The organism is Fictibacillus macauensis ZFHKF-1, assembly GCF_000269865.1.
Taxonomy (GTDB): Bacteria; Bacillota; Bacilli; order Bacillales; family Fictibacillaceae; genus Fictibacillus_C; species Fictibacillus_C macauensis.
Genome location: NZ_AKKV01000026.1, coordinates 230,935 through 252,412, shown reverse-complemented (window position 1 = coordinate 252,412; position 21,478 = coordinate 230,935). Strand labels below are relative to the sequence as shown.

Sequence of the window (21,478 nt, the reverse complement as noted above, 5' to 3'; positions counted from 1 at the left end):
GCTTCTAGCTAGCGATTACGAGAGGATGGATTACTTGGCGTAAGCTCATTAGCGATTTCTTCTAATGATTTTACTTTTCCATGTTGACGTTGCGTTTCCTTGCGGGTGCGCTGTGCGCCATTTCTTCTCGCTTGTGAATGTGCCATCTAAAAACCGCCTCCTTTCCTACTAGTATGGGTCATGAAAGGGAAATTTATTTTTTTTAGGATGTTGCTTTCATGGCAAAAAAGGCAATCATTTCTCGCAATCCTCCACAGGACATAGCCGTTGAGAGACGACTGTATGTTTTTAAATTTTTAAAAAAATATGTTAATTTACGGTGAAGTTCATTATAATGGTGATGAGAGAGTTTTAAAGAAAGGCGTGAAATAAGGAGGAGTTAGCTGTGGAAAGAAGATGGCTGAACCATTATCCACCTGAGATTCCTAGTCATGCTGAGTATGAAGTGAAACCTTTATTTACGTATTTAAAAGAGGCTGCGGCGTTGCGCCCGAACCATACGGCGCTCCATTTTTTAGGCAAAGATATTTCGTATGCCTCGCTTTATTCACAATGTAAATCGTTTGCGAACGGTTTGCTGCAGTTAGGGTTACAAAAAGGTGATCGCGTAGCAATTATGCTGCCGAATTCACCACAATCGGTCATTGCGTATTATGGTGCCTTAATGGCAGGCGGTGTTGTCGTACAGACGAACCCACTCTATACAGAACGTGAGTTAAGTCACCAGTTAGCAGATAGTGGCGCTACCTTTATCGTTTGTTTAGATAAAGTGTTTGCACGCGTGGCCGCAGTGAAAGAAATGACGAGTTTACGTCATCTCATCGTAACCGGTATTCAAGATTATTTACCATTTCCGAAAAACGTAGTATATCCATTTGTGCAAAAAAAGCAAAAGCCGCATATCATCGTTGATCTGACGTATGGACCGTACGTGCACGCGTTTAAAAAAATGGTCTCAAAAAGCTCGGATGAAGATGTAAGCGTTTCCGTCGATCCGATGGAAGATTTAGCATTGCTGCAATATACAGGAGGAACGACGGGAGCCGCTAAAGGGGTTATGCTGACTCACGCCAATCTTGTAATTAATGCAAAGCAATGTTTATTATGGACGCATCGTGATGGACCGGGCGATGACATCGTTTTAGCGGCCTTGCCATTTTTTCACGTGTACGGCATGACGGTTTGTATGAATCAAGGCATTATGACATGCTCTACACTCGTCATTTTACCGAAATTCGAAGCGAAAGAAGTGCTAGAAACCATCCATAAAAAACGACCAACGCTCTTTCCAGGGGCACCGACAATGTACATTGCCTTATTGAATCATAAAGACGTATCTCGGTACGACCTTTCATCCATTCAGGCCTGTATTAGTGGCTCTGCCTCGCTTCCGTCTGAAGTGCAGCAGAAGTTCCAAAGCATTATTTCAGGAAGTCTCGTTGAAGGATATGGCATGACGGAAACGTCGCCTGTTACACACGCCAATCTCATTCATGGCAAACAAGTCAAAGGTTCAATTGGCATTCCGTGGCCTGATACAGAAGCGGGTATTTATTCGTCCGAGCGCGGAGAATTCGTCGCTCCCGGTGAAGTAGGAGAACTGCTCGTTAAAGGGCCGCAAGTCATGAAAGGCTATTGGAATCAACCCGAGGAAACGGCGGCAGTTATGCAAGATGGCTGGCTGATGACCGGTGATATGGGGTATATGGATGAAGAAGGTTATTTTTATATTGTCGATCGTAAAAAAGACATGATCATTGCGGGCGGCTTTAACATTTATCCGCGCGATGTAGAAGAAGTATTGTATGAACATGAAGCAATTCAAGAGGCGGTTGTGCTAGGTGTGCCAGATCCGTATCGGGGCGAAACGGTGAAGGCCTATATCGTAGTAAAAAGCGGCGCAACGGTCACAGAAGAAGCGCTCAATACGTACTGTCGGAAACATTTAGCGGCGTATAAAGTACCTCGTTTGTATGAATTTCGTGAAGAATTACCGAAAACGATGGTCGGTAAAATTTTGCGTCGAGCGCTTTTAGAAGAGGAAAAAGAAAAGCAAAAACAAGAGGTATAACAACGTTTTTCTTTATTGTAGAGCCTTTTTTGTACAAAGGCTCTTGTTTTTTTTCTCTAAAAACGAAATAATACAATTGACAGAAAAAAACGACATGTTTTACAATTAGATTATGAATGAACATTCATTCATTTTTTGAAGCAGTGTTTTGAAGTGAGGAGAATTAGTGTGAAACGTAAAGGCCCAAAGTATGACAAAATTATTGATGCAGCGGTAAGTGTGATTGCGATGCACGGATATCATCAATCACAAGTGTCGAAAATCGCAAAGCAAGCATCGGTAGCAGACGGAACTATCTATCTTTATTTCAAAAATAAAGAAGACTTGCTCGTTTCCGTTTTTAATGAAAAAATGGGATCCTTTATCGAACGGACAGGAGAAGAGCTTAGGGAGAAGTCGTCAGCGATCGAAAAGCTTAGTACACTGATTGATATGCATTTTCGCTTATTAGACGACGATCATGAATTATCGATCGTTACCCAGTTAGAGCTTCGCCAAACAAATCGAGCGTTACGCGCAAAGATTGGTGAAGTGTTAAAGCGATATTTAGTGCTCATTGATATCATTTTACAAGAAGGCATGAACGAAGGCGTTTTTAACCAACACATGGATACGCGCTTAGCTCGGCAAATGATCTTTGGAACGATTGACGAGACAGCAACGAACTGGGTGATGAATGATCATCGCTACAATTTACCGAAGCTAGCACAGCCTGTCCACCAAATGCTTGTCAATGGATTAAGTAACAATGCGGACGTTTCTTAAAACGTCCGCAAGCAAGTATAGCGTTGTTAAGGAGTGAGAGAGATGGGTTTTTTACAGATACAAAAAGAAAACTCGATTGCGACGATTTTACTGAATCGTCCACCAGCGAACGCCTTATCATCTGGCTTGATTAGGGAGCTATCCGATGTGTTAACGACACTCGAAAATGATAGCGCTATCAAAGTCATTGTTTTAAAAGGCGAAGGACGATTTTTTTCGGCCGGCGCCGACATTAAAGAATTTACGACGATTACGACGGAAGCTGACTTTGCAAAATTAGGCGCGTTCGGTCAAGAAGTGTTTGACCGCATCGAGAAGTTTCCGAAGCTGATCATTGCTGCCATTCATGGCGCAGCGCTTGGCGGAGGACTAGAGCTTGCGATGGCGTGTCACATTCGTCTCGTGTCAGAAGAAGCAAAGCTTGGCTTGCCTGAGCTGCAGCTTGGACTTATTCCAGGTTTTGCTGGTACACAGCGCTTGCCGCGCTATGTTGGCAATGCGAAAGCGCTAGAAATGCTCGTAACGAGTGAACCCATTTCCGGCGTAGAAGCGGTGAAATGGGGACTAGCAACAGCTGCTTACCCAGAAAGTGAGCTCTTTACAAAAGCGTATGAGTTGGCCCATAAAGCAACGCAAAAAAGTGCGCAATCCATTCGCTACACGCTGGATCTTCTGCACTATGCTGCTCGCGGTCAAATAGGGGAAGGGCAGAAAAAAGAGTCAGAGTACTTCGGAAAAGTATTTATGTCCGAAGATGGCCAAGAAGGCGTTACCGCTTTTATTGAAAAGCGTAAACCACATTTCAAACAGTAATTATTTAATTGGAGGGAAATAGCATGAATTTATTTGTGATTTTAAAGCGTACCTTTGATACAGAGGAAAAAATCAGCATCGCAAATGGCGCTATTGCACACGATAGCGCGGAATACATCATTAACCCGTACGATGAATATGCCATTGAAGAGGCCATTACCCTACGCGACACACATGGTGGCGAAGTGACCGTTGTGACAGTAGGAACAGAAGAGTCTGAAAAAGAATTGCGTACAGCGCTTGCGATGGGAGCAGATAAAGCGGTTCTGATTGATGCAGAAGAGCTAGATCATAGCGATCAATTTACGACAGCTGCCATTCTTGCTACGTACTTTAAAGAACAAGAATTTGATCTTATTCTCGGTGGAAATGTAGCGATTGATAACGGAACAGGCCAAGTCGGCCCACGTCTTGCTGAACTACTTGATATTCCGCAAGTAACGACGATTACAAAGCTTGAAATTAACGGCACTGACGTTAAAATTGAGCGCGATGTAGAAGGAGACGTTGAGAAAATTGAAACGTCACTACCGCTACTCGTGACAGCACAACAAGGATTGAACGAACCGCGTTATCCATCCCTACCAGGCATTATGAAAGCAAAGAAAAAGCCGCTTGAAACGTTAGAGCTTGACGATCTTGATATTGATGAAGATGATGTGGAAGCGAAAACAAAAACCATTGAAGTTTACTTACCAGCGAAAAAAGAAGCAGGCAAGATTTTAAGTGGAGAATTGAACGATCAAGTAAAAGAATTAGTTTCATTACTACGCTCAGAAGCAAAAGTGATATAAGGGAGGATGGCATCTATGTCTAAAAAAGTGCTAGTACTTGGAGAAGTTCGTGATGGAGAGCTAAGAAACGTATCGTATGAAGCCATTGCTGCTGCAAAAGAAATTGCTGCTGGTGGCGAAATTGTTGCTGTACTTTGTGGAGAAGGCATGAGCAATCATGGGCAAACACTTCTTCATTATGGAGCGGATCGCGTCGTTTTAGCAGAGCATGCGCTATTAAACGAGTATTCGACAGATGGTTACGTGCAAGCATTGCTACAAGTCATTGATCAAGAGAAGCCAGAAGGTCTTGTGCTTGGCCATACAGCGCTAGGTAAAGATATGTCTCCTCGCTTGGCAGCACGCCTTGAGTCTGGTCTTATTTCAGATGTCACTTCACTGGAGAAGGTTGGGGAAGAAGTCATCTTTACTCGTCCTATTTATTCAGGAAAAGCATTTGAGAAAAAAGTCATTCAGGATGGACTTATTTTCGTAACGATTCGTCCGAATAACATTCCACCACTTGAACTCGATGAAAGCCGTTCAGGAGATGTGTCTACACTTTCTGTAGATGTAAAAGATTTGCGCACTATTATTAAAGATGTTGTACGTAAAGCGTCTACAGGTGTGGATCTTTCAGAAGCAAAAATTATTGTAGCGGGTGGTCGTGGCGTGAAGTCAACAGACGGCTTTAAACCGCTTCAAGAGCTAGCCGACGTGCTAGGCGCTGCTGTCGGTGCTTCTCGTGGGGCGTGTGACGCAGATTATTGTGATTACTCCCTACAAATTGGGCAAACAGGTAAAGTCGTTACTCCAGACCTTTATATCGCATGTGGTATTTCTGGAGCGATCCAACATTTAGCCGGTATGTCCAATTCTAAAGTGATTGTTGCAATCAATAAAGATCCAGAAGCTAGTATTTTCTCTGTTGCTGATTATGGCATCGTTGGTGACCTTTTTGATGTCGTTCCACTCTTGACGGAAGAGTTTAAGAATGTTTTAGTGAAATCATAAGGTATAAGAAAGGCTAGCATAAGCTAGCCTTTTTTCCATTGCACGTAAAAGGTGGGAGAACACGTGACGACGATTGCAATTGTCAGACATGGCTGCACAGATTGGAACATTCAAAAAAGATTACAAGGCGCACGGGATATTCCTCTCAATGAACAGGGGCGTAAACAAGCAGAAGTGCTTGGTAAGCGCTTAAGTGAAAACACATGGGATGCGATTTACACGAGTGATTTAGCGCGCGCACAAGAAACCGCAATGATGATTGCAGAAAAACTGCGCGTACCCGTTACGCTTGAGCCGCGCATTCGTGAAGTGTATTTTGGTAGGTTAGAAGGGACGAACGAGGCAGAGCGCAAAGAACGCTGGGGCGATGCATGGAGATCGCTAGACTTAGGACAAGAGCCAGATGCCCTTATTTTAAAAAGAGCACACGCCTTTTTAGATGACGTGGCTGCTCGTTATGAAGGAAAAAACATTATTGCTGTGTCACACGGCGCCTTTATTAATAAGATACTGCATGCTTTCTTACTGAAACAACAACTAGAGCCCCAGTGGTTGCACAATACAGCCGTATCATTATTAGTGTATGAACAGAAGCGCTGGCATTGTTCACTCTACAATTGTGGCGCTCATTTAACGGATGTAGTAAAAATTTAAGAAAATGGATACGATAAGCATGAGCAAACTCATAGTAGGAATGTCGAAATGATGATATACTGCTAATACAGCATATATAAGGAGGCATACATTTATGGCAATCGTAAATGCAACCGATCAAACGTTTAAAACAGAAACTTCTGAAGGACTCGTACTAGCAGACTTTTGGGCACCTTGGTGTGGACCTTGTAAAATGATCGCACCAGTTCTTGAAGAAATCGCTAGTGAAGATCAAGACGTGAAAGTAGTAAAACTAGATGTAGATGAAAACCAAGAAGTAGCTGGAAAGTTCGGCGTAATGAGCATCCCTACACTCATCGTTTTCAAAGACGGTGAAGTAGTGGACCAAGTAGTAGGTTTCCAACCGAAAGAAGCACTTACACAACTTCTTAACAAACATAAATAAGCACGTGTGAAGAAGCCCGGTGATGCGTCACCGGGCTTTTTTTTCATGGCGAATAAGTAGCACCTAGCCTTGACTGTTTGCTATGATAGAGAAAAGAAAATGGATGAAAGGGGCGACACGATGGATACGATTCGCGAGAAATTAGCGATACTGCCCGATCAACCTGGCTGTTATTTAATGAAAGATGCGTACAATAAAGTTATTTATGTGGGAAAAGCGAAAGTTTTAAAAAATCGCGTGCGCTCCTATTTTACAGGTTCGCACGATGGCAAAACGCAGCGGCTCGTTGCTGATATTCGTGATTTTGAATATATTATTACAAGCTCGGAGCTCGAAGCGTTGCTATTAGAAATGAATCTCATTAAAAAATATGATCCGAAATATAACGTCATGTTAAAGGACGACAAAACCTATCCGTATTTAAAAATTACAGCAGAGGAGCACCCACGGCTTCTCTACACACGAAAAATTCGTAAAGATAAGGGTAAGTACTTCGGACCGTTTGTGAATGCGTACGCCGCCCAAGAAACGAAAAAGCTACTCGATCGCCTCTATCCCCTTCGCAAGTGCGATCATATGCCTAATAAGGTGTGTTTGTATTATCATATGGGACAATGTCTCGGTCCCTGTGTCTACGATGTGTCAAAAGAGGAAAATCAAAAGATGGTCAATGAAATCATCTCTTTCTTAAATGGTGGCTTTCCTGAAGTAAAAGAAGAGCTCACAGAAAAAATGTTCGCAGCTTCAGAGGCTTTGAATTTTGAGCGTGCGAAAGAACTACGTGATCAAATTCATCATATTGATGCGGTGATGCAAAAACAAAAAATGATGACGGCTGATCTCACGGATAAAGATGTGTTTGGTTTTCACTATGATAAAGGATGGATGTGTGTACAAGTCTTTTTTATTCGTCAAGGAAAGCTAATTGAACGAGACGTATCACTGTTTCCTTTTTACGGCGATGCGGCAGAAGATTTCCTATCCTTTATCGGTCAATTTTATTTGCAAAAAAATCATCCACTGCCAAAAGAAATATTAGTTCCTGTTGAAGTCGATGTGGAGCTCGTTTCGCAATTGCTGGCTGCTAAAGTGCTCCAGCCCAAGCGGGGACAAAAAAGAGAATTTGTTGATTTAGCAAGGAAAAACGCAGAGCTTGCGCTGCAGGAGAAATTTGCTCTCATCGAGCGAGATGAAGAACGAACGATCAAAGCCATTGAGCAACTAGGAGAGCAATTAGGAATTCCGACACCTAAACGGATTGAAGCATTTGATAACTCCAATATTCATGGTACGAATCCTGTTTCCGCTATGATTGTATTTGAAGATGGAAAACCTAACAAAAAAGAATATCGTAAATATAAAATAAAAAGCGTTGTCGGCCCTGATGACTATGCTTCTATGAAAGAAGTGGTCAGAAGGCGTTACGCGCGGTTATTAAAAGAACAATTACAGTTACCTGACTTAATTATTGTCGATGGTGGGAAAGGCCACATGGCCGCAGCGAAAGATGTGTTAGAAAACGAATTAAATCTCATGATCCCTGTTGCCGGTTTAGCAAAAGATGACAAGCATCGAACGTCTCAGCTTTTGTTAGGCGAACCACCGGTGGCTGTTGCGCTGCCTCGTAACTCTCAAGAGTTTTATTTACTCCAACGCATTCAAGATGAAGTGCATCGCTTTGCGCTTTCGTTTCATCGTCAAGTGCGCGATAAGGGGATGTTTTCTTCTAGTTTAGATCACATTCCTGGCGTTGGCGACAAGCGAAAAAAGCAGCTATTAAAAGCGTTCGGTTCGATTAAAAAAATAAAAGAAGCTTCTGTCGAAGATTTCCAAGAAGCAGGGATGCCTCAAAACGTTGCCGAGCAACTTTATAGGACTTTTTCATCAGAAGAATAAAAAATCATTGCTTTTTTAATAAGACCTTGATAGACTAATAACAAATTTTATAGACATGCCATACTTCAGTTTTGAAGTGATGGTAGAGGAGCAAAAACCAAGAGTACTTCATCTGAAAAGTAGGAGCTTTAAGGATGATGAAGAAAAGGGGATTTTTGCCGAAGTAATGAGCGCCTCCTAACGCTTCTTGCTGGACCTGCATTGAAGAAATGCAGAGCTGTCACGTCATTCTTGCCCGGGGAAGACGTGGAGAACTATCTCACATGAGGGGAAAACGAGCTGGCTTACTGTTGCGGATGAATAGAGCAGCAATAAGGTTTCTTTCCTTATTGCTGCTTTTTTGTATACAAAAAAGCAGCCTCCTATAAAGCGTGAGGAATCGTAGGGTGAATACGTGTGACGAATGAGAAAGGATGAACAACGTGGGCATCATACTACAAAAATTTGGCGGTACGAGTGTTGGATCAACAGAAAAAATTAAGCAGGCAGCGAAAAAAATCATTGCAACGGTAGAAGCAGGACATGAGGTTGTTGCGGTTGTGTCAGCAATGGGGAAGCAGACAGATGAGCTTGTTGCACTTGCAGCAGGCATCACCGAGCGTCCCTCAAAACGGGAAATGGATGTTCTGTTAACAACAGGAGAGCAGGTAACCATCTCCTTGCTTGCCATGGCGCTTCAAGAAGAAGGCTATGAAGCTCAATCATTTACCGGTTGGCAAGCAGGCATAGAAACCGAACCTGTACACGGCAATGCTCGCATTGCCGCGATCGATCCACAGCAACTTCAGAACAGTTTACAGGCGGGAAAAATACCAATTGTTGCTGGCTTTCAAGGCGTGACGACAGAACAACACATAACTACACTCGGGCGTGGTGGATCGGATACGACAGCAGTTGCGTTAGCGGCAGTGCTACGAGCAGATGTTTGTGAGATTTATACTGATGTTAGCGGAGTGTATACAGCGGATCCTCGCGTCATTCCGACGGCGCAAAAGTTAAAAAGAATTTCGTATGATGAAATGCTAGAGCTTGCAAATCTTGGTGCCGGTGTACTGCATCCTCGCGCAGTAGAATTTGCTAAAAACTATGGAATAACGCTTGAAGTGCGCAATAGTGCTAGTGATGAGCGAGGAACAATCGTAGAGGAGGACGTACAAATGGAAAATGGAACAATCGTAAGAGGTTTAGCGTTTGAGGGGAATGTGACAAAGCTAACGTTACGTCAGCTTCCTAGTCGTGAAGACACATTAGCCAATGTGTTTACGTTGTTAGCACAACATGGCATTAACGTAGATATTATTATTCAAAGTGTCAATGAAGAAAAAACAGATCTTTCGTTTTCTATTGATTCTACGCTTTTAACAGAGACGGTCTCTCTATTAACCTCTCATCAAGCATCATTAGGTTATGAAAAACTCATTGAGCAAGGAGAACTAGCGAAAGTTTCAATCGTTGGCTCTGGAATGATTTCCAATCACGGTGTGGCAGCAACGATGTTTCGTGCGCTCGCTGAGAAAAACGTATTTATTAAAATGGTCAGTACGTCTGAAATTAAAGTCAGTGCTGTCGTCCCACAAGCAGATATGGTAAAAGCAATTGAAACGCTTCATGATGTTTTCCAATTAGATGCACGTGAAGTTGTGCCTTCTTAAGTCCAAAAAGGGGCTGGGATATAAACAGCCTTAGCACATAAAAAATGGCTTGATCATCCGTTTCGATGATCAAGCCATTTTTTTATGTCGCTCGTTCGTTTTATTTTAGATTGTCTTGCGTAGATAAGCAGCCATCGAATGCACCATAAATTGGAATAGAGGGCATGCTCTTTTGTAAACGCGCGCAGGAGCACCCGATTCGCGCGCAGACCAGGTCCATTCGCGCGCAGGAGACCCCGGTTCGCGCGCAGACTAGGTCCATTCGCGCGCAGGAGACCCCGGTTCGCGCGCAGATCAGGTCCATTCGCGCGCAGACAAGGTAAATAGCCTCCAACAACATGAAAAAAAGAGAAAGATTATCTCGTAAATGCGCTCAAAAATGAGAAGAAATAGCGTAAAAGCTCATCAATAATGACGAAAAGAGTAAAGCGCACAGGAGTTTCCGATTCGAGCGCAGACCAGATCCATTCGCACGCAGGATCCCACAATTCGCGCGCAGACCAAGTCCATTCGCCCACAGGATCCCCCAATTCGCACGCAGACCAAGTCCATTCACCGCATGTGCCACGAAACAGAGGAAGTAGTGTCCCAGTCTCTTTTTTTTGTGCTGCTTACACCGTTACTGGTTCGTTAAGAAAATCAATTTCAAAGCCGAGATCTTCTAGTAATTGATGATCTGCTGTTGTTTCTTGTCCGTCTGTCGTTAAATAGTCACCAACAAAAATTGAATTCGCTGCATATAATCCAAGCGGCTGTAGGCTACGTAGATTGACTTCGCGACCACCTGAAATGCGAATTTCTTTTGTTGGGTTAATGAAGCGGAAGAGCGCAAGTACTTTTAAGCAGAAGCGCGGGTTAAGTTCATCTAAGTGTTCAAGTGGTGTACCAGGGATGGCATGCAAAAAGTTAACCGGAATGGAATCAGCATCGATTTCTCGCAGCGCTTCTGCCATTTTTACAATATCTTTATGGCTTTCGCCCATGCCAACAATGACGCCAGAACACGGTGAGATGCCAGCTTCTTTTACTTTTTCAAGAGTTGAAATGCGGTCATCGTATGTATGAGATTGTGTAATGTTCTCATGGTGATCACTTGACGTATTCACGTTGTGATTATAGCGTTCTACCCCTGCTTCTTTTAACGACTTTGCTTGTTTGTCATTTAATATGCCGAGGCAAGCACAAATTTTCATATTATAAGAGGACTTAATTTCTTTGACAGCTTCAATCACTGTATCTAAGTCACGTTGTAGGGGACCACGGCCGCTTGCTACGATACAATACGTGCGCACATTTTGGTTATAAGCTTTTTCGGCACCCTCAACAATCGCATCCTTATCCATCATTGTATACTTTTCAATAGGCGCCGTAGATACTGAGGATTGTGAACAATAGCCACAATCTTCCGGGCATAGACCGGATTTTGTATTAATAATTTTATTTAGTTTAACAAGCTTTCCGAAATAGTGCTTGCGAATGAGAAAAGCACCATGCAACAAAGGCAATAATTCATCATCATCACACGTGAGGATCGCAAGTGCTTCTTCTTGCGTTAATTGCTTACCATCAAGTACTTCTTTTCCTAGTTCTGTCCAGTTCAATGAAATGGCCTCCTTAATGTTAACTAACTTTTACTACAAGGTTAACATTAATGGAGTAGAAACCTTTTTGTCAATCTTTAAAAAGAAAACAGCCTCCTTTTTCTCTGAGAGAAAAAGGAGGCTGCGCTCATTTGTTAGATGCTGTCTTCTGTGTCATCTTTTCGGTCCCACTTCACAGTAAAATGAACTTTATGCTTTCGTTTGACCGTTTCATACGTTTCTGTAATGCACTTGCGGTGATATTGAATTTGTTCTGCAATAAACCCAGCTTCTAGACCGAACGTTACATCTTCTTTCATTTGAAAGCGTTTCGTAATAATTGGAGAAGATAGTTCAAATGTCATTTCATGCTTGTTCATTTCCAGGATGGTTAACGTTCCCCAACCGGCTTCAGCGAAAAAGTGAATAATTTCCTCAGCAGAATCTACTGGAAATTTACGGGCGAGGCTGCGACCGGCCCAATATAAAATATTGCGTTCCTCTTTCCCAAGCAATTCGGGAAGAAGAATGTGCTTGAGCACTTCATACGCGAACACAGGAACGCCAGATGCTGTTTGCTCAGCTTTTGCATCGGTTTGTTCTTCTTGTAACTCTATCTCTTCGTGTTGTTCCATTGTCATCTCCCCGCTTTCTACGTGTATCATTATAGCTTGTAATGCATAATATCTCTACCGATTCCGTGTGATTTGTCGAAAATTTGAACATTTTGATGCAGAGAGGTGTGAAAGAAATACGGTGATTTTTGAAGGTTTTATGTTACCGTTTTCTTGACGGTGTCAAGCGATGGGAGTACAATGAAACATGTTATAAGTTACTCATTAACTTTTACTTCTTGGTGGAGAGGAAACGCTTAGAGAGAATGAGGAAAAAAGTATTTTTTTGTCAGATGACGAAGGGCATTTAGAAAGGGGCAAATTGTATGGCAGGCAGTCGAAATTTTAACAACAGAAAACTTCACTCATTGCTGGGCGTAATCCCGGTCGGCTTATTCTTGATTCAGCATTTAGTAGTGAACAATTTTGCGACACGTAGTGCAGAATCATTTAACACAGCAGCGGAATTTATGGGCAACTTACCATTCCGTTATTTTTTGGAAGCGTTTATCATTTTCATTCCTCTTTATTTTCACGCGATTTACGGACTTTATATTACGTTTACGGCGAGTAACAATACGAGTCGATTCGGTTATTTCCGTAACTGGATGTTCCTCTTGCAACGTATCACCGGTGTAATCACGCTTATTTTCGTTTCATGGCACGTATGGGAAACGAGACTGGCAAACATGTTCTATGGAACGGAAGTAAACTTTGACATGATGGCAGACATTTTAAGTTCACCGTTTATGGTGGCGTTTTACTTAATCGGTATTTTATCTGCTGTATTCCACTTTGCAAACGGATTATGGTCGTTCTGTGTGAGCTGGGGTCTTACGATTACGCCTCGTTCACAACGTATTTCTACTTATGTAACAATGATCGTTTTTCTTGCGCTCGCCTTTGTTAGCGTACGCACCATTTTAGTTTTTGCGATGAGCAAATAGGAAAGGGTGAACCATTTTGAGTAAAGGTAATATTATTATCGTCGGCGGCGGTCTTGCAGGATTAATGGCGACGATTAAAGCGGCTGAAGCCGGTATGAAAGTTGATTTATTCTCACTAGTTCCTGTAAAACGTTCTCACTCTGTATGTGCACAGGGCGGAATTAACGGAGCTGTTAATACAAAAGGTGAAGGCGATTCACCGATGGTCCACTTTGATGATTCTGTGTATGGTGGAGACTTCTTAGCGAACCAGACACCAGTTAAGGCAATGTGTGAAGCTGCACCAGGAATCATTCACTTAATGGATCGTATGGGCGTTATGTTTAACCGTACACCAGAGGGACTACTAGATTTCCGTCGCTTCGGAGGAACTCAGCATCACCGTACTGCGTTTGCTGGTGCCACGACGGGTCAGCAACTTCTTTATGCACTGGACGAGCAAGTGCGCCGTTATGAAGTAGCAGGACTTGTTACAAAATACGAAGGCTGGGAATTTTTATCCGCTGTCGTTGACGATGAAGGCGTATGTCGTGGAATCACGTCTCAAAACTTAAAATCTATGGAAATTCATAGCTTTAAAGCAGACGCGGTTATTATGGCAACAGGTGGTCCTGGAATTATCTTCGGTAAGTCAACAAACTCTATCATTAACACAGGAGCAGCTGCAGCGTCTCTTTACCAACAAGGCGTTGACTACGCGAATGGTGAGTTTATTCAAATTCACCCTACAGCGATTCCAGGTGATGATAAACTTCGCTTAATGAGTGAATCAGCTCGTGGTGAAGGTGGTCGTGTATGGACGTACAAAGACGGGAAGCCATGGTACTTCCTTGAAGAGAAATATCCAGCATACGGTAACCTCGTACCACGTGATATTGCAACACGTGAAATATTCAGCGTATGTGTAGATCAAAAGCTAGGACTCAATGGCGAAAACATGGTATACCTTGATCTTTCGCATAAAGATCCAAAAGAACTTGATATTAAACTTGGCGGTATTATCGAGATTTATGAGAAATTCATGGGTGATGATCCGCGTAAAGTTCCAATGAAAATCTTCCCAGCTGTTCACTATTCTATGGGTGGCATGTGGGTTGACTTCAATCAAATGACGAACATTCCTGGTCTTTTTGCAGCGGGTGAGTGTGAGTATCAATACCACGGAGCAAACCGCCTAGGAGCGAACTCGCTTCTTTCTGCTATTTTCGGTGGTATGGAAGCAGGACCAGCAGCTGTTTCTTACGTAAATGGTTTAGCGAAGTCTTCTGAAGATCTTCCTTCTTCTGTATTTGAAGGACAAGTTCGTAAAGAGCAAGAGAAATACGATAACATTATGAGCTTGGATGGAACGGAAAATGCATACGTTCTTCATAAAGAGCTTGGTGAGTGGATGACAGCGAACGTAACCGTTGTTCGTTACAACGATAAGCTACAAGCGACAGACAACAAAATCCAAGAGCTTATGGAACGCTATAAAAAAATTAACATTAATGATACATCTAAATGGAGCAACCAAGGTGCATCGTTCACACGTCAATTGTGGCACATGCTACAACTTGGCCGTGTTATTACCCTTGGAGCGCTTAATCGTGATGAGAGCCGTGGGGCGCATTACAAGCCAGACTTCCCAGATCGTAACGATGAAGACTGGTTGAAAACAACGAGAGCGTCGTTTAACGCAGCAACAAACGGCCCTGACTTCTCGTATGAAGAAGTAGACATTCAATACATCAAGCCACGTAAACGTGACTACTCTAAAAAGAAAGAAGAGGTGAAATAATCCGTGAGTGCAAAAACCGTAAAATTTATCATCACACGACAAGACACTCCTGAAACATCACCTTATGAAGAGGAGTTCGAATTAGCGTATCGTCCGAATATGAACGTCATTTCTGCACTAATGGAAATTCGTCGTAATCCTGTGAACGCAAAAGGCGAAGCAACAACACCAATTACTTGGGAAATGAACTGTCTTGAGGAAGTATGTGGCGCGTGTTCTATGGTAATTAACGGCAAGCCACGTCAATCTTGTACAGCGCTTGTTGATAAATTGGAACAGCCGATTCGTCTGGCACCCATGAAAACATTCCCGGTTATTCGTGACCTTCAAATCGATCGTAGCCGCATGTTTAATGCGTTAAAACGAGTAAAAGCTTGGATTCCGATTGATGGAACGTACGATCTTGGACCAGGACCTCGTATGCCAGAAACGAAGCGTCAATGGGCCTATGAACTGTCTAAATGTATGACGTGTGGTGTTTGTTTAGAGGCGTGTCCGAACGTTAACAGTAAATCTGATTTCATCGGTCCAGCTCCACTTTCACAAGTACGTCTATTCAATGCTCATCCAACTGGGGCTATGAATAAAGCGGAACGTTTAAATGCGCTAATGGAAGATGGCGGCCTTGCTTCTTGTGGTAATTCACAAAACTGTGTCCAATCGTGTCCAAAAGGCATTCCACTAACAACGAGCATTGCGGCGCTGAACCGTGATACTACGTTCCAAGCCTTTAAGAACTTTTTTGGCAGTGACTCTGTTTAATAGAAATAAACAAACAAACGATCGGAGCGTCCGGTCGTTTGTTTTTTTGCGCATATAAAAAAGCTTCTACTGCATAAGATGAAGACAATTGTATCTTCTCTCTCATGCCAACAAGCCGACAAACGTTACGAAGCATCCGTGTCATTCGCGGAAATAAACGAAAAGTTGATCTTTTTCAATGAACCAAGTCACTTATAAAACGTCTGAACATAGTATATGTTGACTAAATACTTCCAATATACTTTCTAGTACGTTGGCGGTTCTTAAACCCTAGCAAGGAGGGGTGAAATCATTGAAGGAGAAACACTACCGGCCGAAGCCTCTACTTACAAAGCGTGAAAGAGAAGTTTTTGAGCTACTCGTCCAAGACAAAACGACGAAAGAAATCGCAGAACAACTTTTTATTAGCGAAAAGACCGTTCGGAACCACATTTCCAACACAATGCAAAAGCTTGGGGTTAAAGGACGTTCCCAAGCTGTTGTTGAGCTATTAAGGCTCGGGGAATTAGAAATTTAGTCAAGCGGCGGCTTTCCTTAGAAAGCCGTTTTTTCTATGAGCAAAATAGAAGAAGTGTCAATGGAAGTTTTAACAATTGATTCTGCTTCTTTTTTCGGCTATGATTGAATCATTGTAGATTTTGCGGCTTACAGCTTGAAAGGACGGAAAGAGATGAATGGACCCTTTCAAATTAAAAAAAACTTAAACAACAATGCAGTCATTGCTGAAAATCAACTTGCTCAAGAAGTTATTATGATTGGGAAAGGCATCGGCTTTGGGAAGAAACCAGGTGACGTTCTCTCAAGTGCTGATGGTGATAAGCTGTACTTGCTAACGAACGAAAAGGAACAAGAGCAATATAAAGATCTAGTGCATTCACTGGATCCTGCTTTTATTGAATTGATGAATGAAGTCATTGCTCATATTGAGCGAAAAATGCAAACGTCGCTCAATGAACATATTCATGTTGCACTCACCGATCATATGGCTTTTGCCGTTAAGCGTCTTAAGCAAGGGTTGGATATAAAAAATCCTTTTCTATCGGAAACAGAATCACTCTATCCGAAAGAATTTTCAGCAGCAGAAGAAGTAATAGCTATGATTAATGACGCGTTAGGAATCATTTTACCAGAAGGAGAAGTAGGGTTTGTCGCGCTGCATATTCATAGCGCTGTAACCAACAAAAGCTTATCTGCCCTAAATGAAAACTCACGTTTAATCAATACGCTAGCTGATTTAATTGAAGGAGCGCTTGCCATTACGCTTGATCGGAAAAGCATTAATTATTTACGGCTCGTCCGTCACTTGCGGCACACGATTGAACGGGTAGAAACAGGGGAGCAAGTTAACTCACAGGAGCGACTTGCAAATGTGTTGAAAGAAGAATATCCTCTATGTTATAATCTTGCTTGGAAGTTAATCAAAGTAATGCAAACAACATTAAAGAAGCCAATTCCCGAAGCGGAGGCTGTGTATCTTACGATGCATTTGCAAAGGCTTACTTAAATAGGGTAAAGCTTTTACTTTACGTGTTACTGATTCGATCAGGCATGAGTGAAGAAAAAGTGTAGTATGGAATCTTTTCGGATAAGCTATAGCTATATCTGAACAGGTTACTTCTATGCTTTTATTCGCTCATGCTTTTTTTCATGTTCACGTTAACCGCTTCCATAAAATAAAAAAAGGGATTCAAGGAGGGAAATATTATGTGGAAAGCACTATTTGGTGTTTTGCAACGTATGGGTAAAGCATTAATGCTTCCAGTTGCAATCTTGCCAGCAGCAGGTTTATTACTTGCGTTTGGTAACGCTTTTAAAAACCCAGCGTTAACAGACCGCATTCCAGCATTAAAAGCAGATTGGTTCCAACTCGTGGCAACAGTTATGGAAAACTCAGGGAACATCGTGTTCGCCAACCTTTCATTACTATTTGCCGTTGGGGTAGCTGTCGGCTTAGCTGGTGGTGAAGGGGTAGCCGGTCTGGCTGCTATTATCGGTTACTTAATTATGAATACAACGATGGGTGCAATTAAAGGCATTACGCCTGATATGTTAAAAGGTCACCCAGAATATGCAAGTGTTCTAGGTATTCCAACGCTGCAAACAGGTGTATTCGGTGGGATTATCGTCGGGATATTAGCGTATCTCCTGTATAAACGCTTTTATCGAATTGAACTTCCGCAATACTTAGGATTCTTTGCAGGGAAACGTTTCGTACCAATTATTACAGCGGTATGTTCGTTACTGCTAGGAATTCTAATGGTGTTCATTTGGCCGTACGCGCAACATGGCTTGAACACATTCTCACACTTTATGCTTGATTCGAACCGTACGCTTGCAGCCTTTATTTTCGGTGTCATTGAGCGTGGATTAATTCCATTTGGTTTACACCATATTTTCTACTCACCGTTCTGGTTTGAATTTGGTGAATATACGAATAAAGCAGGTCAACTCATTCACGGTGACCAAAAGATTTTCTTTGAACAAATTAAAGATGGTGTACCGCTTACAGCAGGAACATTTATGACAGGTAAATTCCCATTCATGATGTTCGGTCTTCCAGCAGCAGCGCTTGCGATGTACCATGAAGCACGTCCAGAGCATAAAAAATTAGTAGCAGGAATCATGGGTTCAGCAGCATTAACTTCTTTCTTAACAGGGATTACTGAACCTCTTGAATTTACGTTCTTATTCGTAGCTCCAGTACTATTTGCGATTCACGCAGTCTTTGCAGGATTGTCATTTATGACAATGCAACTGTTAAATGTTAAAATCGGGATGACATTCTCCGGTGGTGTTATTGACTACTTGCTATTTGGGGTCCTACCAGGGCGCACGCAATGGTGGCTCGTTATCCCAGTAGGTCTCGTACTAGCTGTTATTTACTACTTCGGTTTCCGTTTCGCGATTCGCAAGTGGAACTTAAAAACACCAGGTCGTGAAATCGTGGACGATGAGGTAGAAACGAATGTATCTTACTCAAACGAAGGCTCACTTGCAGCGAACGTACTTGAAGGTTTAGGTGGTAGTGCAAATATCTCTAACCTTGATGCGTGTATTACACGTTTACGTGTGTCTGTAAACGACGCGAAAAATGTCGATAAAGATCGATTGAAAAAATTAGGTGCATCGGGCGTCCTCGTTATGGGGAATAACATTCAAGCCATTTTTGGTACACGTTCTGACTCACTGAAAAGTGAAATTCAAGACGTAATGGCTGGGAAAGTGGTAGCAAGCAAAAAAGAACCAGTAACGGAAAAAGTAGAAATGGAAAAAACTACTGCGGCACCAGCGATTGAAGAGCGTTTCGTTTCGCCACTTCAAGGGAAACTAATGCCTATCACTGACGTTCCGGACCAAGTATTCTCTGGAAAAATGATGGGTGATGGTTTTGCTGTGGAGCCAGTTGATGGCACAGTGGTTGCACCTGTTAACGGTAAAATCATGAACATTTTCCCAACAAAACATGCGATCGGCATCGTATCGGATGGCGGACGCGAAGTATTAATTCATTTTGGAATTGATACGGTAAAATTAAAAGGTGAAGGTTTTGAAACGCTTGTTAGCGAAGGAGACCTTATTGAAGAAGGACAGCCATTACTTAAAGTCGATCTTGACTTTATTAAAGCAAATGCACCTTCTGTCATTACACCAGTTATTTTCACGAACCTTGCTGAAGGTGAAAGCATCCAACTTGATAAATCAGGCATGGTTGCCCAAGGTGAGCAAGACATTATTACCATTAAAAAATAAGCAAAGGGGTCATTATCATGGCAGAAAAAACATTTAAAGTAACAAGCGATTCTGGAATTCACGCACGTCCAGCAACAGTACTAGTAAACCAAGCAGGACAATTTAGCTCAGATATTACACTTACATTCAACGGTAAAAACGTAAACTTAAAATCCATCATGGGTGTTATGAGCCTTGGAATCCAAAGTGGAGCAGAAATTACAATTAAAGCAGAAGGATCTGACGCTGATGATGCAATCGCAGCGATCGATAATGTTATGAAAAAGGAAGGACTTGGTGAGTAATGTCTGAAAGAATTTCAGGTATTGCTGCATCAGCAGGCATTGCAATTGCGAAAGCATTCGTGCTTGAAAACCCTGAGTTAACGATTGTTAACACAACGTCTAGCGATAGCGCTCAAGAAATTGAACGTTTCATGAAAGCTATTGAAAAGGCAAAAGGTGAACTTCAAGTGATTAAAGACAACGCATTGCAACAATTAGGAGAAGATAAGGCAGCAATCTTTGCTGCCCATCTTCTTGTACTTGAAGATCCAGAGCTTGTAGATGCAGTAAAATCAAAAATTGAAAACGAGCAAGCGAGTGCAGAAAAAGCAATGGACGATGTGTCATCTATGTTCATTACAATGTTTGAGCAAATGGATAATGAGTATATGAAAGAACGTGCAGCAGACATTCGTGACGTTTCAAAACGTGTGCTTGCTCATCTTCTTGGTGTTGTATTCACAACTCCAGCGACGATTGCCGAAGAAGTGATTATCATTTCAGAAGATTTAACGCCATCGGATACGGCCCAATTAAACCGTAAATATGTTCTTGGCTTTGCGACCGACATTGGTGGACGTACCTCTCACTCGGCGATTATGTCACGCTCAATGGAAATTCCAGCGATCGTTGGAACGAAAGTTGTCACGTCAAAAATCAAAAATGGTACACCACTTATTATTGATGGCATCGACGGAGAAGTCATTGTGAACCCAACGGAAGAGGAAGTAGCTACGTACCGTCAAAAGCAAGAGGATTATAAAGCACAAAAAGCAGAATGGGCAAAACTTGTTAACGAGCCGACAACGACAGCTGACGGTCAACATGTAGAGCTAGCTGCAAACATAGGAACACCTCAAGACGTTCAAGGTGTGTTAGAAAACGGTGGAGAAGGCGTTGGTCTTTACCGCACAGAGTTTCTTTATATGGGGCGCGATCAACTCCCTACAGAGGAAGAGCAATTCTCTGCGTATAAAGAAGTGCTGGAAAAAATGGAAGGAAAACCGGTCGTCATCCGTACGTTAGACATCGGTGGAGACAAAGAGCTTCCTTACCTTGACTTACCGAAAGAAATGAACCCGTTTTTAGGATTCCGTGCGGTTCGTCTTTGTCTTGAACAACAAGAAATGTTCCGTACACAACTTCGTGCGCTTCTCCGTGCGAGCTCATACGGCAACTTGAAAATTATGTTCCCAATGATTGCAACGCTACCGGAATTCCGAGCAGCGAAGCAAGTATTGTTAGAAGAAAAAGCGAAGTTAGAAGCTGAAAACATTACCGTTTCAGACAGCATTGAAATTGGTATCATGGTAGAAATTCCTTCTACAGCTGTACTCGCTGATCGCTTTGCGAAAGAAGTGGATTTCTTCTCGATTGGAACGAATGACTTGATTCAGTATACGATGGCTGCCGATCGCATGAACGAACGCGTATCGTATTTGTATCAACCGTACAATCCATCGATTTTACGCTTGGTTTCTATGGTTATTAAAGCCGCTCATAAAGAAGGAAAATGGGTTGGTATGTGCGGTGAAATGGCCGGTGATCCTATTGCGATTCCAATTTTGCTCGGTCTTGGATTGGATGAGTTTTCAATGAGTGCAACATCTATTTTGCCAGCGCGCACACAACTTTCTAAAATTTCAAAAGCACATGTGGCTCAACACATGGATACTATTTTAAATATGGATACAGCAGAAGAAGTAGTAGCATTTGTGAAGCAAAACTTCTAATGAGA

The 21,478-nt window shown here is 42.3% G+C and carries 20 protein-coding genes and 1 riboswitch; of the genes, 17 read left to right on the top strand and 3 right to left on the bottom strand.

What is annotated here, in order from left to right; genetic code table 11:
- Nucleotides 1–8: 8 nt before the first annotated feature.
- On the bottom strand, nt 9–146 hold the full coding sequence (locus A374_RS20920; RefSeq protein ID WP_169314000.1) for a DUF6254 family protein: 138 nt from the start codon (nt 144–146) through the stop codon (nt 9–11).
- A gap of 239 nt (nt 147–385) precedes the next feature.
- Between A374_RS20920 and A374_RS11755 the strand changes: the two genes are divergently transcribed.
- The 9 genes from A374_RS11755 (at nt 386) to A374_RS11715 (ending at nt 10,044) form a co-directional block, all read left to right on the top strand.
- Nucleotides 386–2,071, top strand: coding sequence for a long-chain-fatty-acid--CoA ligase (locus tag A374_RS11755; protein ID WP_007202431.1), 1,686 nt, complete (start codon nt 386–388; stop codon nt 2,069–2,071).
- A gap of 168 nt (nt 2,072–2,239) precedes the next feature.
- The gene (fadR, locus tag A374_RS11750; RefSeq protein ID WP_007202430.1) at nt 2,240–2,836 is read left to right on the top strand and encodes a fatty acid metabolism transcriptional regulator FadR; all 597 of its coding nucleotides are present in this window, start codon (nt 2,240–2,242) and stop codon (nt 2,834–2,836) included.
- 42 nt (nt 2,837–2,878) lie between these two features.
- Nucleotides 2,879–3,649 (top strand): enoyl-CoA hydratase, encoded by a 771-nt coding sequence (locus A374_RS11745; protein ID WP_007202429.1) that lies wholly within the window; start codon nt 2,879–2,881, stop codon nt 3,647–3,649.
- A 23-nt stretch (nt 3,650–3,672) separates the two neighbouring features.
- Nucleotides 3,673–4,443 carry an electron transfer flavoprotein subunit beta/FixA family protein gene (locus tag A374_RS11740; RefSeq protein WP_007202428.1) on the top strand — a complete coding sequence of 257 codons (771 nt, stop codon included), beginning with the start codon at nt 3,673–3,675 and terminating at the stop codon, nt 4,441–4,443.
- 15 nt (nt 4,444–4,458) lie between these two features.
- A complete protein-coding gene (locus tag A374_RS11735; RefSeq protein WP_007202427.1) occupies nt 4,459–5,436 on the top strand; it encodes an electron transfer flavoprotein subunit alpha/FixB family protein in 978 nt (325 codons plus the stop codon).
- 63 nt (nt 5,437–5,499) lie between these two features.
- Nucleotides 5,500–6,090, top strand: coding sequence for a histidine phosphatase family protein (locus A374_RS11730; protein WP_007202426.1), 591 nt, complete (start codon nt 5,500–5,502; stop codon nt 6,088–6,090).
- A gap of 94 nt (nt 6,091–6,184) precedes the next feature.
- The gene (gene trxA / locus A374_RS11725) at nt 6,185–6,496 is read left to right on the top strand and encodes a thioredoxin (protein WP_007202425.1); all 312 of its coding nucleotides are present in this window, start codon (nt 6,185–6,187) and stop codon (nt 6,494–6,496) included.
- Between the two features lie 120 nt (nt 6,497–6,616).
- Nucleotides 6,617–8,392 (top strand): excinuclease ABC subunit UvrC, encoded by a 1,776-nt coding sequence (gene uvrC / locus A374_RS11720; protein ID WP_007202424.1) that lies wholly within the window; start codon nt 6,617–6,619, stop codon nt 8,390–8,392.
- 75 nt (nt 8,393–8,467) lie between these two features.
- Nucleotides 8,468–8,657, top strand: a riboswitch (Lysine riboswitch).
- A gap of 157 nt (nt 8,658–8,814) precedes the next feature.
- Nucleotides 8,815–10,044, top strand: coding sequence for an aspartate kinase (locus tag A374_RS11715; protein WP_007202423.1), 1,230 nt, complete (start codon nt 8,815–8,817; stop codon nt 10,042–10,044).
- A 611-nt stretch (nt 10,045–10,655) separates the two neighbouring features.
- Here the strand turns inward: A374_RS11715 and bioB are convergent.
- Together bioB and A374_RS11705 are read right to left on the bottom strand one after the other, a co-directional pair.
- A complete protein-coding gene (bioB, locus tag A374_RS11710) occupies nt 10,656–11,645 on the bottom strand; it encodes a biotin synthase BioB (RefSeq protein WP_007202422.1) in 990 nt (329 codons plus the stop codon).
- Between the two features lie 134 nt (nt 11,646–11,779).
- Complete coding sequence (locus A374_RS11705) at nt 11,780–12,259, bottom strand: YslB family protein (protein WP_007202421.1); 480 nt, start codon at nt 12,257–12,259, stop codon at nt 11,780–11,782.
- Between the two features lie 305 nt (nt 12,260–12,564).
- Between A374_RS11705 and A374_RS11700 the strand changes: the two genes are divergently transcribed.
- From A374_RS11700 to ptsP, 8 genes are all read left to right on the top strand, one after another.
- Nucleotides 12,565–13,185 (top strand): succinate dehydrogenase cytochrome b558 subunit, encoded by a 621-nt coding sequence (locus tag A374_RS11700; protein ID WP_007202420.1) that lies wholly within the window; start codon nt 12,565–12,567, stop codon nt 13,183–13,185.
- Between the two features lie 16 nt (nt 13,186–13,201).
- Nucleotides 13,202–14,965 carry a succinate dehydrogenase flavoprotein subunit gene (gene sdhA / locus A374_RS11695; protein ID WP_007202419.1) on the top strand — a complete coding sequence of 588 codons (1,764 nt, stop codon included), beginning with the start codon at nt 13,202–13,204 and terminating at the stop codon, nt 14,963–14,965.
- Nucleotides 14,966–14,968: 3 nt separating this feature from the next.
- Complete coding sequence (gene sdhB, locus A374_RS11690) at nt 14,969–15,727, top strand: succinate dehydrogenase iron-sulfur subunit (RefSeq protein WP_007202418.1); 759 nt, start codon at nt 14,969–14,971, stop codon at nt 15,725–15,727.
- Between the two features lie 292 nt (nt 15,728–16,019).
- Nucleotides 16,020–16,244, top strand: coding sequence for a helix-turn-helix domain-containing protein (locus A374_RS11685; RefSeq protein ID WP_007202417.1), 225 nt, complete (start codon nt 16,020–16,022; stop codon nt 16,242–16,244).
- Between the two features lie 153 nt (nt 16,245–16,397).
- On the top strand, nt 16,398–17,231 hold the full coding sequence (glcT, locus tag A374_RS11680; protein ID WP_007202416.1) for a glucose PTS transporter transcription antiterminator GlcT: 834 nt from the start codon (nt 16,398–16,400) through the stop codon (nt 17,229–17,231).
- 200 nt (nt 17,232–17,431) lie between these two features.
- A complete protein-coding gene (gene ptsG / locus A374_RS11675) occupies nt 17,432–19,477 on the top strand; it encodes a glucose-specific PTS transporter subunit IIBC (protein WP_007202415.1) in 2,046 nt (681 codons plus the stop codon).
- A 17-nt stretch (nt 19,478–19,494) separates the two neighbouring features.
- Complete coding sequence (locus tag A374_RS11670) at nt 19,495–19,761, top strand: phosphocarrier protein HPr (RefSeq protein WP_007202414.1); 267 nt, start codon at nt 19,495–19,497, stop codon at nt 19,759–19,761.
- Nucleotides 19,761–21,473 carry a phosphoenolpyruvate--protein phosphotransferase gene (gene ptsP / locus A374_RS11665; RefSeq protein WP_007202413.1) on the top strand — a complete coding sequence of 571 codons (1,713 nt, stop codon included), beginning with the start codon at nt 19,761–19,763 and terminating at the stop codon, nt 21,471–21,473. Before A374_RS11670 ends, ptsP begins: the two co-directional genes overlap by 1 nt.
- Nucleotides 21,474–21,478 lie beyond the last annotated feature (5 nt).

Coding starts and splice junctions, on each gene's coding strand:
- A374_RS20920 (WP_169314000.1), bottom strand. CDS start 146: ATGGCACATTCACAAGCGAGAAGAAATGGCGCACAGCGCACCCGCAAG.
- A374_RS11745 (WP_007202429.1), top strand. CDS start 2,879: ATGGGTTTTTTACAGATACAAAAAGAAAACTCGATTGCGACGATTTTA.
- A374_RS11740 (WP_007202428.1), top strand. CDS start 3,673: ATGAATTTATTTGTGATTTTAAAGCGTACCTTTGATACAGAGGAAAAA.
- A374_RS11735 (WP_007202427.1), top strand. CDS start 4,459: ATGTCTAAAAAAGTGCTAGTACTTGGAGAAGTTCGTGATGGAGAGCTA.
- trxA (WP_007202425.1), top strand. CDS start 6,185: ATGGCAATCGTAAATGCAACCGATCAAACGTTTAAAACAGAAACTTCT.
- uvrC (WP_007202424.1), top strand. CDS start 6,617: ATGGATACGATTCGCGAGAAATTAGCGATACTGCCCGATCAACCTGGC.
- A374_RS11705 (WP_007202421.1), bottom strand. CDS start 12,259: ATGGAACAACACGAAGAGATAGAGTTACAAGAAGAACAAACCGATGCA.
- A374_RS11700 (WP_007202420.1), top strand. CDS start 12,565: ATGGCAGGCAGTCGAAATTTTAACAACAGAAAACTTCACTCATTGCTG.
- glcT (WP_007202416.1), top strand. CDS start 16,398: ATGAATGGACCCTTTCAAATTAAAAAAAACTTAAACAACAATGCAGTC.
- ptsG (WP_007202415.1), top strand. CDS start 17,432: ATGTGGAAAGCACTATTTGGTGTTTTGCAACGTATGGGTAAAGCATTA.
- A374_RS11670 (WP_007202414.1), top strand. CDS start 19,495: ATGGCAGAAAAAACATTTAAAGTAACAAGCGATTCTGGAATTCACGCA.
- ptsP (WP_007202413.1), top strand. CDS start 19,761: ATGTCTGAAAGAATTTCAGGTATTGCTGCATCAGCAGGCATTGCAATT.